Origin of the sequence: Serratia sp. CY83965 (assembly GCF_052166375.1) — a bacterium.
GTDB classification, from domain to species: domain Bacteria; phylum Pseudomonadota; class Gammaproteobacteria; order Enterobacterales; family Enterobacteriaceae; genus Serratia; species Serratia marcescens.
In genome coordinates this window covers 952,912-967,318 of sequence record NZ_JBJNOV010000001.1, presented here as the reverse complement: position 1 = coordinate 967,318, position 14,407 = coordinate 952,912, and the positions used below count along the sequence as shown (strand labels likewise).

At 60.1% G+C, this 14,407-nt stretch carries 14 protein-coding genes; 10 read left to right on the top strand and 4 right to left on the bottom strand.

Annotated features, from left to right (window positions below; translation table 11 throughout):
- Position 1 precedes the first annotated feature (1 nt).
- Together ACJ8PL_RS04715 and ACJ8PL_RS04710 are read left to right on the top strand one after the other, a co-directional pair.
- Positions 2-1,567, top strand: coding sequence for an APC family permease (locus ACJ8PL_RS04715; RefSeq protein WP_079449421.1), 1,566 nt, complete (start codon positions 2-4; stop codon positions 1,565-1,567).
- 19 nt (positions 1,568-1,586) lie between these two features.
- Positions 1,587-2,600, top strand: coding sequence for an Ldh family oxidoreductase (locus ACJ8PL_RS04710; RefSeq protein WP_079452458.1), 1,014 nt, complete (start codon positions 1,587-1,589; stop codon positions 2,598-2,600).
- 45 nt (positions 2,601-2,645) lie between these two features.
- Here the strand turns inward: ACJ8PL_RS04710 and ACJ8PL_RS04705 are convergent, their stop codons facing one another.
- The 3 genes from ACJ8PL_RS04705 to ACJ8PL_RS04695 all read right to left on the bottom strand — a co-directional run bounded on the left by ACJ8PL_RS04705 (position 2,646) and on the right by ACJ8PL_RS04695 (position 4,829).
- The gene (locus ACJ8PL_RS04705; RefSeq protein ID WP_079452459.1) at positions 2,646-3,326 is read right to left on the bottom strand and encodes a hypothetical protein; all 681 of its coding nucleotides are present in this window, start codon (positions 3,324-3,326) and stop codon (positions 2,646-2,648) included.
- Positions 3,327-3,503: 177 nt separating this feature from the next.
- Positions 3,504-3,932 carry a universal stress protein gene (locus ACJ8PL_RS04700; RefSeq protein WP_004927993.1) on the bottom strand — a complete coding sequence of 143 codons (429 nt, stop codon included), beginning with the start codon at positions 3,930-3,932 and terminating at the stop codon, positions 3,504-3,506.
- 180 nt (positions 3,933-4,112) lie between these two features.
- Complete coding sequence (locus ACJ8PL_RS04695) at positions 4,113-4,829, bottom strand: LuxR family transcriptional regulator (RefSeq protein WP_028128010.1); 717 nt, start codon at positions 4,827-4,829, stop codon at positions 4,113-4,115.
- A 335-nt stretch (positions 4,830-5,164) separates the two neighbouring features.
- Here ACJ8PL_RS04695 and ACJ8PL_RS04690 point away from each other — a divergent pair, with 335 nt between their 5' ends.
- The 7 genes from ACJ8PL_RS04690 to ACJ8PL_RS04660 all read left to right on the top strand — a co-directional run bounded on the left by ACJ8PL_RS04690 (position 5,165) and on the right by ACJ8PL_RS04660 (position 12,257).
- Positions 5,165-6,694 carry a 3-hydroxyacyl-CoA dehydrogenase NAD-binding domain-containing protein gene (locus ACJ8PL_RS04690; RefSeq protein ID WP_028128009.1) on the top strand — a complete coding sequence of 510 codons (1,530 nt, stop codon included), beginning with the start codon at positions 5,165-5,167 and terminating at the stop codon, positions 6,692-6,694.
- Positions 6,695-6,703: 9 nt separating this feature from the next.
- Positions 6,704-7,915, top strand: coding sequence for an acetyl-CoA C-acyltransferase (locus ACJ8PL_RS04685; protein WP_016928258.1), 1,212 nt, complete (start codon positions 6,704-6,706; stop codon positions 7,913-7,915).
- Positions 7,916-7,930: 15 nt separating this feature from the next.
- Positions 7,931-9,142: a 5-aminolevulinate synthase gene (gene hemA, locus ACJ8PL_RS04680; RefSeq protein WP_015377390.1), complete on the top strand. Its 1,212-nt coding sequence runs from the start codon at positions 7,931-7,933 to the stop codon at positions 9,140-9,142.
- Positions 9,139-10,311, top strand: coding sequence for an MFS transporter (locus ACJ8PL_RS04675; RefSeq protein WP_015377389.1), 1,173 nt, complete (start codon positions 9,139-9,141; stop codon positions 10,309-10,311). The genes hemA and ACJ8PL_RS04675 overlap by 4 nt, the downstream gene beginning before the upstream one ends.
- Positions 10,304-11,023 carry an enoyl-CoA hydratase-related protein gene (locus tag ACJ8PL_RS04670; protein ID WP_442530849.1) on the top strand — a complete coding sequence of 240 codons (720 nt, stop codon included), beginning with the start codon at positions 10,304-10,306 and terminating at the stop codon, positions 11,021-11,023. The genes ACJ8PL_RS04675 and ACJ8PL_RS04670 overlap by 8 nt, the downstream gene beginning before the upstream one ends.
- 123 nt (positions 11,024-11,146) lie before the next feature.
- Positions 11,147-11,713 carry a GNAT family N-acetyltransferase gene (locus tag ACJ8PL_RS04665; RefSeq protein WP_016928260.1) on the top strand — a complete coding sequence of 189 codons (567 nt, stop codon included), beginning with the start codon at positions 11,147-11,149 and terminating at the stop codon, positions 11,711-11,713.
- Positions 11,697-12,257 carry a hypothetical protein gene (locus tag ACJ8PL_RS04660; protein WP_028128008.1) on the top strand — a complete coding sequence of 187 codons (561 nt, stop codon included), beginning with the start codon at positions 11,697-11,699 and terminating at the stop codon, positions 12,255-12,257. The genes ACJ8PL_RS04665 and ACJ8PL_RS04660 overlap by 17 nt, the downstream gene beginning before the upstream one ends.
- Positions 12,258-12,374: 117 nt before the next feature.
- Here the strand turns inward: ACJ8PL_RS04660 and ACJ8PL_RS04655 are convergent, their stop codons facing one another.
- The gene (locus ACJ8PL_RS04655) at positions 12,375-12,677 is read right to left on the bottom strand and encodes a putative quinol monooxygenase (RefSeq protein WP_028128007.1); all 303 of its coding nucleotides are present in this window, start codon (positions 12,675-12,677) and stop codon (positions 12,375-12,377) included.
- Positions 12,678-13,128: 451 nt separating this feature from the next.
- On the opposite strand from ACJ8PL_RS04655, the gene ACJ8PL_RS04650 reads away from it, so the two are divergent.
- On the top strand, positions 13,129-14,367 hold the full coding sequence (locus ACJ8PL_RS04650) for an MFS transporter (RefSeq protein WP_250648469.1): 1,239 nt from the start codon (positions 13,129-13,131) through the stop codon (positions 14,365-14,367).
- Positions 14,368-14,407: the final 40 nt, after the last annotated feature.

The window sequence follows — 14,407 nt, the reverse complement described above, 5'->3', positions numbered from 1 at the left end:
CATGACAACCCAAGGCAAATTCAAGAAGCAGCTTACGCTCACCGATCTGACGTTCATCGGTCTGGGCGCCATCTTCGGCTCCGGTTGGCTGTTCGCCGCCAGCCATGTCTCCTCCATCGCCGGCCCGGCCGGTATTTATTCCTGGCTGATCGGCGGCCTGGCGGTGCTGCTGCTCGGCATCGTCTACTGCGAGCTGGGCGCCGCCCTGCCACGCGCCGGCGGCATCATTCGCTATCCGGTATTCTCGCACGGCGAACTGATGGGTTATCTGCTGGGGTTTATCACGCTGATCGCCTTCTCCAGCCTGATCGCCATCGAAGTCGTCGCCGCCCGGCAGTACGCCGCCGCCTGGTTCCCGTTCCTCAGCCAGCCGGGTTCCGGCGATCCAACAGCGATCGGCTGGCTGGTGCAGCTGGCGCTGCTGTGCTTTTTCTTCGCGCTCAACTATTACAGCGTCAAAACCTTCGCCAAATCCAATAACCTGATCAGCGTGCTGAAGTTTCTGGTGCCGCTGTTGGTGATCGTGGTGTTGTTCAGCTTTTTCAAACCGGAAAACCTGCACAGCCAGGGCTTTGCTCCCTTCGGTTCCGCCGGCGTTGAGGCCGCCATTTCCGCCGGCGGCATCATCTTCGCCTACCTCGGCTTGACACCGATCATTTCGGTCGCCAGCGAGGTGCAACGGCCGCAGCGCACCATTCCCATCGCGCTGATCCTGTCAGTAGTGCTGTCCACCATCATCTATGTGCTGCTGCAGATAGCGTTTCTCGGCAGTATCCCCAGCGAGATGCTGAGCGGCGGCTGGGCCGGCATCAGCCAACAGTTCTCCCTGCCGTTCCGCGACATCGCCATCACGCTGGGTATGGGGTGGCTGGCGTTTCTGGTGGTCAGCGACGCGATCGTTTCGCCGAGCGGCACCGGCAATATCTATATGAACGCCACGCCTCGCGTGATCTACGGCTGGGCGCGCGCCGGCACCTTCTTCAAACTGTTCACCCGGGTGGATGGCGAGTCCGGTATTCCCCGCCCGGCGCTGTGGCTGACCTTCGCTCTCTCGGTATTCTGGACGCTGCCGTTCCCATCCTGGGAAAAACTGATCGGCGTGGTATCCGCCGCACTGGTGCTGAGCTACGCCATCGCCCCGGTGACCGCCGCCGGGCTGCGGCGCAATGCGCCCGATATGCCGCGTCCGTTCCGGGTCCGCGGTTTCTGCGTGCTCGGCCCGCTGTCGTTTATCATTTCGGCGCTGATCGTCTTCTGGTCCGGCTGGGATACCGTCTCCTGGCTGCTCGGCTTGCAGATCTTGATGTTCTTCATCTATATCCTGTTCAAGAATCAGGTGCCAACCCACGCCGTTAGCCTCCGACAGCAAATTTGGTCCTCGCTGTGGCTGATCGTCTTCTATGCGCTGGTGATCGGGCTTTCCTACCTCAGCAGCTTCGGCGGCATCGGCGCTATTGCTCATCCATGGGACACCCTCACCATGTCGGTGATTGCGCTGGCGATTTACTACTGGGGCGCCTATACCTGTTTACCCCAGGCCAATTTTATCGGCGATGAAGAAGAATGACCCCAGGGAGGACATCGAAATGACATCCATGCATGTGCTGTCGCTGGAACAGGCTTATCAACTGGCGTTGCATACGCTGCGCAACAACGGTTTCAATCAGGCGCATGCCGAAGCGGTGGCGCAAAATGTCACTCAGGGCGAACGCGACGGCTGCGCTTCTCACGGGCTGTACCGGCTGTTGGGCTGCGTGCGATCGCTGCGGGCAGGCAAGGTTTCTGCCGATGCGATGCCCAGGTTGCTCGACCAGGCGCCAGCCATCTTGCGCGCCGACGCCGGCGGCGCGTTCTCCCTGCTGGCCTACCGCACCGCCCTGCCGGCCTTTATCGAGAAAGTGCGCGCCAACGGCCTCGCCGCGCTGGCGATCAACCGCTGCGTGCATTTCTCCGCGCTGTGGGCCGATATCGAACCGCTGACCGAGCAGGGGTTGGTGGCCTTGGCCTGCACGCCCAGCCACGCCTGGGTGACGCCGGCCGGCGGTTCGCGACCGCTCTTCGGCACCAACCCCATCGCCTTCGGCTGGCCGCGTCCGGATCGGCCGCCATTTTTGTTCGACATGGCCACCAGCGCGGCGGCGCGCGGCGAAATCGAATTACACCGCCGCGCTGGCACCCCGCTGCCTGAAGGCTGGGGCATTGATAAGGCAGGCAATCCGTCCACCGATGCCGCCAGCGTGTTGGAGGGCGCGATGCTGACCTTCGGCGGGCATAAGGGCTCGGCGCTGGCGGCGATGGTTGAATTGCTGGCAGGGCCGCTGATCGGCGATATGACCAGCAAGGAATCGCTGGCCTATGACGATGGCACCGGTTCGTCGCCTTACGGCGGTGAGCTGATCATCGCGTTGGATCCCGAGCGTTTTCTCGGTGCGGATAAGGCGAAATATTTCGCCGGAGCGGAGGCGATGTTTGCCGATATGCAGGCGCAAGGCGCCCGCATCCCCGGCGAACGCCGTTATCGGCAACGGCGCCAGAGCGAGCAATACGGCGTGGAAATCCCCAAGGCGTTGTACGACGACATAGTGGCGCTGTGCGATTAACGCTGGATTAATGCCCCGCGCCGGCAACCCGGCGCGGGGAGAGGCTTATCCAGCCTGAGCCAGGTCGCTGTGCAGGCGTTTGCGCCACACCGGTTTGGTGTCCCAGCGGGCGAAGTGTTTCGCCTCTTTACCCGGCTGCACCTGATGCCACATGTCTTCTTGCCACCGGATCGGTTCCTTTCCTCGCAACGTTGGGCGGGTCTGTTTAATCGTCCGTTGCAAGACATCTGCTTCTTCCGCAGTAATGGGCGGCGCCTGTCTGGCGGCGTCCAGCGCACGGCTTCCCAGCGGCGCCATCACCTGATACAACACGTTGACCTGCTGCAGCGTCGCTTGCTGATTAGTGCTCATGCCCTTACCCGACCAACCGTCGAAGTTTTCACCGGGATCGTCCCCCTGCGCGCGATACTCATTACCTGGCCCCTCGACGATATTCCATCCTTGCCAGGTCACCAGAGTGTGTAATCCATCGCGATCCTGCAGATTCTTATTTTGGATCTGTTTGAGCACCGCCGCGCGGTTTGGCACACCGATCAGGTTCATAAACTCGTCCAGCGCGTTCCAATGCTGCCCCGCCACCAGACCATTCCAGACATTACGCAAACAGTTCCAGGGAATGGTGTGATGCCAGGTCAGCGTGATAAGCGGTTTGGTTGACGCATGTTGCCAACGGCTCGGTTCACTGCCCCGATCGCCTCTGATAATCCCATCGACATCTAATGGCATAGCTGCCCCTCTTCTGGCTGAAATGAAAAATATGCGCAAGGCCGGTGGCCCGGTTGGCATAAAAACGTCAGCTAAAATCGTAGCAGTTCAGACTGGGATGGCAATAAAACGCAAAGCACGCTCTGCAGCCGGCCGGTAACCGCAGAACGTGCCCGAAAATGGTGAGTTTAAGATGGATTATCTGACCACCATCACCGAAATATTGGCATGGCGAACGATAGCGGCGGCGTTGGACCCCAGTAGATAGGTTTTCACGCTCGGGCGACGCGAACCGATGATGATCAGATCGGCGTCGATCTCTTCCGCCAGTTCCAACACCTGATCGCGTGCAGAACCGAAACTAACGGTGTAATTGAGGCGATCCAGCGGCAGATCGATTTCCGACATGATTTTCTTCAGTCTATCCACCGCCTTCACCTCCGCCTGATTCTCAAACTCCTTGAGACCGAACGAATAGGCAGTAACAAACGCCGAGGCATCCGGCAGCGCATGGAAGAAATGCACTTTAGCGCCGGACATCTTCGCCAAATATTCCACATGCTTCAGCGCATGCTCGGTCAACAGGTCCTCTTCAATATCGATCGGCACTAAAATAGTCTTGTACATATCACGTCCTTTCTATGTAAACCGGGTGCCAACAGAATACTGCCGCGCACGGGCGCGGTGAATCGCTTTATCACGCTTTTGTGATCGGGGGGTAAATACTGATAAGGATAGTTTTTAATTTAACAAAATATAAACATTACACCGATAACGGATAGGCGCTTAATTATTTATTACTCGAGATTAAATCAGCTGTAAATAAACCGCTTTGGCGGTAGCGGCGGTCTTATTGGCGACAGAAAGTTTTTTAATCGAGTTGCCGATGTGGAAATTGACCGTGCGCTCGCTCACCCCCATCAACAACGCGATCTCTTCCGCCGTTTTTCCTTCGCTGCACCAGCGTAAAATGTCTTTTTCGCGCAGCGTCAGCACATCTTTTATCGCGTCATCATTCACCGATATCAAGGCCTCCCGCAGCGTTTTATGGGCGGTTTGCGCCAGCCAAAGGAAAAAAGTTTCATTTGCCGCACGTACTTGCGGCGTTTGCTCGGGTAGCGCTTTACCGGCAAACGTCAGGATCCCCAACCTGCCATAGCAATCCTTGACCGACTGCGACCAACCGGCGCACAGGCCGAATTGCGCCATACGCCGCCAAAGCGTCGGCCGCTCATGATAAAAGCTTTCGTCCCACTGGAACTGCAGCGTGGAATGGTGAGCACGCTCAATAACCGGATCCTGCAAATACACCCGCTGCCGCCGATAATCTTCGAGATAGTTCGTTGAAATATTCCCTTCGATCAGCATCTTGGGGCTGCTGGCCGGATAACAGGAAAACACGATGTAAGAGAAATAATCAAACCCCAACGCCTCGGCGCAGGGTCCCAGCTGCGTCAGAAAGCATTCGCGATCGGCCAGGCTGCCAATCACCTCCGCCATGAGCCGTTGAGTGCGGGTATCCATAACGCAGGTTCTCCAGATAGCGATGTCGATTTATCGATAGGTCAGGTTCACTATAGAATATCGCCGCCCAGCGCCAGTAGCCGTTTCATATAATAAAAAATACCAACGCTATAACGAAAACAGCTATTCCCCTTAAAATAAGCCTTTTTATTGCGCCGAACAGGAAAACTACGCGAATAGCATACTCTCCTCGGCACGTAAACCTGTCATTTCTACCGTTAGACAGCCAGGACACCACCAATTACTTTCCAGACAGGCACCCAGTGCCGCCGTAAATCCAAAGAGATAATAAGCATTTGCGAATTTCGCATGGCATACAGTGACGGGGATTTTCTATGGCAGAAAGTAATGCGGCAATTCAATCGGCTGCGATTATCGGCGCGGGAACGATGGGCAGAGGCATCGCTTATCTTTTCGCGCAAAAAGGCATTCGCACGGTGCTTTATAATCGCAACGGCAATACCCTCAATCAGGCTCGCGAATATATCGCGCAAGACCTGAACAAGAAAGTCGAACAGGGCAAGATCGCGCTGCAGGATAAAGGCGCGGTGCTGGCTAATCTAATGTTCACTTCAGTATTTGAGGCCATCGCCGACAGCGAGCTGGTGATAGAAACCATCGCCGAGCAAGAACAAACCAAACTTGAGGTGCTGGCGGCCATCGCCGCGGTGGTCAAGCCCGACACGCTGATCGCCACCAATACCTCCTCACTGTCGCTTAACAAGCTGGCTACTGCGGTGACGCACAGCGAACGCTTTATCGGTTTGCATTTTTTCAACCCCGCGCCGCTGATGAAGCTGATTGAAATCATTCCGGCCTACTTTACCGCGCACGCCACCACCGAACGCTGCCGCCAACTGGTGGCGGCGTTGGGGAAACACGATGTCGTCTGCCAGGCCACGCCGGGGTTCATCGTCAATCGCATGGCCCGCCCCTACTACCTGGAAGGGTTCCGCCTGTTGGAAGAACACGTGGCGCGCGCGGCGCAGATCGACCGCGCCCTCAAGGCCGGCGGGCGCTTCCGCATGGGGCCGCTCGAGCTGACCGATTTTATCGGCCAAGACATCAACTATCAGGTCAGTCGGCAAATCTGGCAGGACATGCAATACGACCCGCGCTATACCCCCGGTCATCTGCAGCGTTCACTGGTCGATGCCGGTCTGTTGGGGAAAAAGAACGGCCGCTCCTATTTTGCCGCCGAAGAAACCGCCCCGCCGGTGACGGCCGCCAGCAATGCAGACGTCGAGACGCTGCGCGTTTACGGCGAGCACCCTTTTTTTACCCTGTTACAGCAGCGAGCCGCGCTTCAGTGGCCGCAGCTGCGCGTGGAACAACGGCCGGCATTACCGGGGCTGGGGTCGGCCGTCCAGATCAATGACGCTTTCACCGTCAGCATCACCGATGGCCGCACGGCGAGCCAACTGGCCGAGCAGACGGCAGCGGATGCCTTTGTGGTCGATGTCGCCCTGAACTACGCCGACACGACGTATCTGGCGGCGGCGCACAGCCGCCACGCCTCTGCGGCCAATAAGGCGCTGTTTTTACGCCTGCTGCACACGGCAATCCCGCAGGTTGAATTTATCAAGGACTCTCCGGCGCTTATCGTCGCCCGCGTCCTCAGCAGCCTGATCAATGAGTCGGTGATCATGGTGGAAAGCGGCGTCTGCAGCCGGGAAGACATCGATGTCGCCGCCGTCGCGGGCGTTAACTACGCCGGCGGCATTTTCGACTGGCTCGGCAAACTGGGGGAGAAAAACGTCAGGACAACGCTGAGCAATCTGGCTCAGCTGCTGCACGCGGCGCGCTATGCGCCGCATTACACCCTTCTGCACGCCGCGCAACCGGCGCTGACGACTACGCCTTAAGGATCCATGATGAGCATTAACGATGATGGCGTTTATCTGATCGACGGCACGCGCACGGCGATCGGCGCCTATGGCGGCAGCCTGGCGCATACCCGTCCCGACGACATGGCGGCGACGATCATTCGCGGCCTGCTGCAGCGCCATCCCGCGGCGGAAGCAGATCTGGACGAAGTGGTTCTGGGCTGCGCCAACCAGTCCGGCGAAGACAACCGCAACGTCGCCCGCATGGCGACGCTGCTTTCCGGGTTGGATCCGTCGGTGCCGGCCATCACCCTCAACCGCCTTTGCGCCTCCGGGTTGGATGCGGTGATCTACGCCGCGGCGAAAATCCGCAGCGGCCTCAGCGAACTGATTCTGGCCGGCGGTGTGGAAAGCATGAGCCGCGCGCCCTATGTGCTGAGCAAAGGCGAAACGCCGTTCGACAAGGGGGTAAAGCTGTACGACACCACGTTGGGGTGGCGCTTTGTTAACCCGCGGCTGGCGCAGCGCTACGGCAGCGATCCGCTGGGCATCACGGCGGAAAACGTGGCCCAACAGCAGGGTATCTCACGCGAGGAACAGGATCTGTTCGCGCTGGGCTCGCAGCAAAAAGCCCGCCGGGCGATCGACAGCGGCCGGCTGGCGCGGGAAATCACGCCCGTGGACGTGCCGGCGGATCGTAAAACTACCCGCACATTCGCGCAGGACGAATTCCCCCGGCTCAGCACGCTGCAACAGCTGCAGGCGCTGAAACCGGCGTTCTCCGTCGGCGGTTCGGTCACCGCAGGCAACGCTTCCGGCATCAACGACGGCGCCGCCGCGCTGCTATTAGCCTCCGGCCGCTACGTGAAACGCCAGGGGTGGCAACCGCTGGCGGAGATCGGCGACAGCGCGGCCGCCGGCGTTGAACCGGCGCTGATGGGGCTGGGGCCGATCGCCTCCACCGAGCGCTTGCTGCAGCGCGGCGGCTTCACCTTGAACGACTTCGACATCATCGAGATTAACGAAGCGTTCGCCTCACAGGTTCTGGCGGCGCTGAAACACTGGCGTATCGGCGCCAACGACGCGCGGGTCAACCCGAACGGCGGCGCCATCGCACTCGGTCATCCGCTGGGGATGTCCGGCGCGCGCCTGGTGCTGTCGGCGGCGCTGGAATTACGCGACCAACAGGCGAACAACGCATTGGTGACGATGTGCGTCGGCGTCGGTCAGGGGCTGTCATTAAACCTTAAAGCCGTTTAACACAAGGAACATACGATGAGCGTACTGAACATTCTTGAAGAAAAGCTGGCGGAAACCAAAAAACAGGGGCGTTTTCGCGAGTTCCTCAACCTTGAACGCGGCGTGCAGGACAAACCCTGGGCCACCAGCCACGGCCATCACGGTGAGCGCCGTCTCAACGTCTGGTGCTCGAACGACTATCTGGCGATGAGCCACCACCCCAAAGTGCTGCTGGCCACCACCGACGCGGTTAACCGGGTCGGGCTGGGCACCTGCGGCGCCCGCAGCATTTCCGGCACCTCGGTCTACCACAGCGAGCTGGAAACGCTGCTGGCCAGCGCCTACGGCAAAGAGTCGGCGCTGCTGTTCACCACCGGTTTCGGCGCTAACGACGCCACCTTGTCCACCCTGTGCGACGCCATTCCCGATCTGATCGTGTTCTCCGACGAGCTGAATCACGCCTCGATGATTTACGGGATACGCTACAGCAAGGCGGAGAAAAAAATCTTCCGCCATAACGACGTGGCGCACCTCGCCGAGCTGCTGCAGGCCGCCGATCCGGCGCGGCCAAAGCTGATCGCTTTCGAGTCGCTGTATTCCATGGACGGTGACTTCGCCCCCCTGGCGCAGATCGTGGCGCTGGCGGAGCAGTATCAGGCGCTGACCTATCTCGACGAGATCCACTCCGCCGGCGTCTATGGCGAACGGGGGCTGGGCTACGCCGAACAACTGGGCCTGCTGGATAAAATCACCATTATTCAGGGCGGGTTCGGCAAATCTTACGGTGCGGCGGGCGGCTATATCGCCGCGCCCCGCTCGGTGGTGGAGGCCGTGCGCAGTTGGGCCCCGGCATTCGTCTTCAGCACCTCGTCGCCGGCGCCGGTGGTGGCCGCCGCGCTGGCCAGTTTTAAATACAACCTCGAGCATGACACCCAACGCAAACACCTGCTGGCGATCGTCGATCACCTGAAAACCGGCCTGCGCGCCGCCGGCATCCCGCTGGTGTCGGCAGACAGCCATATCCTGCCGCTGCTGGTCGGCGATCCGCACCGCAACAAACACATCAGTAAAGTGCTGCTCGATGAGCACGATATTTACGTGCAACCGGTCAATGCCCCGACGGTGCCCGCAGGCAGCGAGCGGCTGCGGGTGACGCCGACCTCGGCGCACTCCCATGCCGACGTGGAGACCTTCCTGGCGGCGCTGGGGCGAGTCTGGGCGGCGAACGATCTGCGGAGGGCGGGATGAAGTTAGCGGATTATAACGGCCATCTGATCACGCTCTGTCTGATGGCGACCGGTACCTTCGCCATCGGCACCGACGCCTTTATCGTCGCCGGCGTGCTCAGCGACATTTCCGATACCTTTGCCGTCAGCCCCGCGCAAGCGGGGCAATTGATATCGGTATTCGCGCTGGCTTATATGCTGTTCGCCCCCCTCACCGCCTGGCTGCTGGGCAACGTCAACCGCAAGCATATCCTGCAGTTGGCGCTGGTGCTGTTCATCGCCGGCAACCTGGCCTGCGCCTGGGCCACCAGCTACCTGCAGATCTCGTTCGGCAGAGTGCTGGCGGCATTGGGGGCGGCCTGTTACACGCCGCAGGCCGCCGCCGCCGCGGTGGGGCTGGTGGCGGAAAAACGCCGCGGCCTGGCCATTTCCATCGTCTATGGGGGCATGACGTTGGCTATTGCGCTCGGTATTCCGTTCGGCACCTTTCTCGCCAAACTGATCGGCTGGCGTGAAATCTTCCTGTTCATCGCCCTGCTGGGGGCGATTGCGCTGCTGGGCCTGTCGCTGGCGCTGCGGGCCATTGCGCCTCCGGGCAAGCATTCGCTGAAAGAGCGGCTCGCCCCGCTGAGACAAAAGGCGGTGCTGACAACGCTGCTGATCACCTTTTTTGCCGTTTGCTCGGAACACATCGTCTATAGCTACGTCAGCGTGTTGCTGAAAAACACCCAGTTCGGCCCGCAGGCGATCCTGCCCCTCGCGCTGCTGGTGTTCGGCATTGGCGCGGTGATCGGCAATTTTGCCTCCGGCGCGTTAACCGATGCCCTCGGCAGCAAGTTCGTGCTGCTGTTTTCCGTGGCGATCCAGACGCTGTCCCTGTTTCTGCTGGCCTTCTATGTCACTTCCCCCTGGTGGGTGCTGGCCATCTTTCTGGTCTGGGGCATCACCGGCTGGATGTATCTGGTGCCGATCCAGCATCACCTGTTGTCGCTATCGAAACGCTTTGGCGCGCTGACCGTATCGCTCAACAGCTCGGTACTGTACGCCGGCATCGCGGCGGGCGGCATGCTGGGCGGCCTGGCGCTCTACGCGCTGCCGGCCTATTACCTGCCGCTGTTTTCGCTGCCGCTCGGCGCCATCGCCCTGCTGCTGACGCTGATCTTTTTCCGCGGGGAGGCCAGCGATGAGTGAATCACCGCCGGTGCTTTACGAACGTTATGGCGCGCAGGTTGCGGTCATCACCCTCAATCGGCCGGAGAAAAAAAACGCCATCAACCTGCAGATGGCCGAGCTGATCCGCACTTACCTGCGGCAGGCGGATAACGATGACTCGGTGCGAGCGATCGTCCTGGCTGGTCAACCGGCGGTATTTTCCGCCGGCATGGATATCAACGCCTTTCATCAGGGTGAACTGCCCATCGTCACGCCGGAGGGGTTTGGCGGGCTGATCCATGCACAGATCGCCAAGGTGATCATCGCCGCCGTTGACGGCATCGCGTTCGGGGGCGGATTTGAGCTGGCGCTGGCGTGCGATCTGATCGTCGCCGGCCAGAACGCGCGCTTCAGCTTCCCCGAAACCGGGCTCGGGTTAGTCGCCGCACAAGGCGGGTGCGCGCGCTTGCCGGCGCGTATTTCTCCCTATGCCGCGCTCGACTGGCTGCTGACAGGCAGAACCGTCGGCGCACAGGAGGCGTTGTCACACGGCGCCATTTCTCGCATCAGCGAGGGGGCGGCCCGGGAAGAGGCGCTGCGCATCGCCGAACAGATCGCCGGAAAAGATCTTGCCGCCAGCCAGGCGGTTAAGGCCATTGTGCGCCAGGGGCTGGCACGGCAAGAAGCCCCCTCATTCGATTTTCAACAAGGCCCGGTCGAGCGCCTGCGTCAGGCCGCCGCCCGCCGATAATGCCCCTGCCGGTTCGCCTGAACCGGCATTTCCCGTTTGTCCTCCACCGCTCATTTTACGCAGCCCGCCTCTCGGCGCTGGGCTACACTGCCGGTAGCCCTAATGCGCTGATAAGGAAAAACAATGCGCCACTTGCCTCTGCTGACCCCCAGACTGATCCTGCGCCCGTTCACCGCCGACGATCTGCCCCACTTTACCGCCTACCGCAGCCACCCTGACGTGGCGCGCTATCAAAGCTGGAGCGACTACAGCGTCGCCGAGGCACAGGCCTTTTTCGCACAGCAACGGCGGCTCGAATTCAACCGTGACGACAGCTGGTTTCAACTGGCGGTCGAACGCCGCGAGGACGGCGCGTTGCTCGGCGATATCGCGGTGCATTTCTTCGATGAGGGGCGCCAGGCTGAACTGGGCGTGACCTTCGCGCCCAGCCACCAGCGTCAAGGGCTGGCGCGCGAGGCGCTGAACGCCGTCATCGCTCTGCTGTTCGGGCCGCTGGCGAAGCACCGGATTACTGCGGTGGTGGACGCGCGTAATCTTGCCGCCGCCACGCTGTTCGGCAAACTGGGTTTTCGGCGCGAGGCCTATTGGCGGCAAAACGTGTTTTTCAAAGGCGCATGGGGCGACGAATTCGGTTTCGCCCTGCTGCAAAGTGAATGGCGGGAGAATGCAAGGCATGACGTTGCTGAATAAATACCTTGGGCAATACCAGTTCTCGGAACGGCATGCGATCGCCATCGCCGCGCCGCAGGCGCGGATCCTGACGGCCGTGGCCGCCTACGATCCCAAGCACGATCGTTTCTTCCGCAGCATGATAGCGCTGCGCGAATTGCCTGCGCGGCTGATGCCGCGCCGAACGCCCACCCCGCCGCCGTTTGGCCTGCATAACTTTTGCCTGCTTGAGCAGGATGACAGCGCGTTGGTCTATGGCCTGATCGGCCGCTTTTGGCAGGCTGAATACGGTCTGGAGCAGGTCGCTGACGGGGCGGGCTTTCTGGCCTTCGCTCAGCCCGGCGTCGCCAAACTGGCGCTGGGTTATGTTGTGAGTCCCCCCGAGGGCGGGCGTTGTCGTCTGGTGACGGAAACGCGCATCTTCTGCCCCGACGACGCCAGCCGGCGGCGGTTTACCCCCTATTGGTATGCTATTCGCCTGGTGAGCGGGTTGATACGGCGCCGTATGTTGCGCGCCATTAAAACCGCCAGCGAAAAGCAGGCGGTGAATCATTCACCAGATTGATTAATTTAAGAGCATTCTTAGAGAATGAAAATCATTATCAGCCTATTTTTTAATCACAACAAGATCAAGATAGTGTTGAGAAGCCATTAACCCCGCCCCCTGCGGGGATTTTTTCGCCTATTTATCACCTGTTTCAGGAAATGCCTCCATAAACAGGAAGGTGCAAGGCTTGCGTTGATACTGATTGATCTGCGGCACCAGCCGGGTGAAATGCTCGGTCTGACAATGCACGTCCAGGGCGGCGCGATCCGGCCAGCTTTCGATAAAAATAAAATGCCCGGGATCCTGCTGGTCGATGCACAGTTCATAACTGATGTTCAGCGGCTCTTGACGGGTTTTCTCCACCAGCTCGCGATACCACGGCATAACGGTGTCAATGTGTTCCGGGTGGATAAAATCTTCAGCGATGACCTTCAGCATGTTGCGCTCCTGCATTCTGTTTTGCCGTGCCTCACCTTATCGTCCTCACTCCCGAGATGAAAGCGCCATACTCCAGGTCTATCGCCGGGTTGCCAATTCGGTGATAGCGCACACAGATCTCGATCAAAGCGCTTGAACGCGCCCTGGCCCTGTGTGAACGTCTGATTAACAAAAAAGCAACACGCCATTCACCATGGTGATGTCTGCATCAACCTGCCGACCCGATATGCGGCATTTTTTTCACCCCTAAAGGCCTGACCATTAGACCTTTAAGGCTCGCGAAGAAAGTCCGCTGTTACCGTCGTGTTGAGGGCAACGGCGCCAGGACGGTCCTTATGACCGACGCTTGTCATTCTCAGAAGAGAGGTTACCGCCAGTGAATCACGCCACCTATGCCGTTCCTGCGCTCAACGCCGCCATTCGCAAAACCTGGCGCAGACTGGTGCCCTTGATGTTCGCCATGTACTTCATCGCGTTTATCGATAGGGTTAACGTCGGCTTTGCCAAGGACGCGATGGCCATCGATATCGCGCTGTCGCAATCCGCCTTTGCACTGGGCGCCGGAATATTTTTTGCCGCCTATGCGCTGTTTGGCATCCCGGCCAACCTGCTGATGAACCGCTGGGGAGCCAAACGCTGGCTCAGCGCCACCACCGCGCTGTGGGGGGCGCTGTCGGCCTGCACCGGGCTGGTGACCAATGAACAGCAATTTATCGTTCTGCGGTTTCTGCTGGGGATCGCCGAAGCCGGCTTTTACCCCGGCATCCTGCTGCTGGCGTCGATCTATTTTCCCAATAAGGTGCGCGCCTCGGTTATTGGCATTTTCGTGCTTGGCGTGCCGGCGGCCCTGACGCTCGGCTCACCGCTGTCGGGGGCATTGCTGGAGATGCACGGCGTGTTGGGTAAACCCGGTTGGTTCTGGATGTTCGTGCTGGAAGGGCTGCCGGCCGTCGCACTCGGCGTCTTCGCCTTTTTCTATCTCGACGATAACCCACGGCAGGCCCGCTTTCTGACCGAGGAAGAACGCACGGCGCTGGTGGCACAATTGGCCGATGAACAGCAGCAGACCGAAACCAGCAGCGTCAAAGCGGCGATGAGCAGCGGCACCGTTTGGCATCTGGCGTTGATCTACGGCACCCTGCAGATTGGCGTATACGGCCTGATGTTTTTCCTGCCGTCGCAGGTCGCTTCGCTGATGGGCACCCATCTCGGCTTCAAGGCCTCGCTGGTGGCCGCCATCCCCTGGGCGTTCTCCGCGCTGGGCGTCTATTTCCTGCCGCGCTATGCCGACAGAAACACCGCCAGAAGATTACCGATCGCCGTCGGGTGCATGGTCGCCGCAGCGCTGGGGTTGGTGGTGTCTTCCTATGCCGGCCCTCTGCTCGCCATCGTCGCCCTGAGCTGCTGCGCAGTCAGTTTCCTGGCGGTGCAGCCGATTTTCTGGACATTTCCCGCGCAGGTGCTCACCGGCCCGGCGCTGGCGGCCGGCATCGGTTTTTGCACCACGCTCGGCGCCGCATTCAGCTTTTTAGCCCCGCTGATCCGCACGGAGGCGGAACAGCGTTTTCACAGCCCGCATGCCGGGCCATTGGTGCTGGCCGCCTTTTCGCTGCTGTGCGCCACGCTGTTGTGGGCGCTCAGAAACCGGCGCGCCGACGTGAGCAAGCAAGACGCGGAGATTGCCGGATAGCGGCGCGTTATTTAACCCTTATTGAACCTGCGGATGGGAC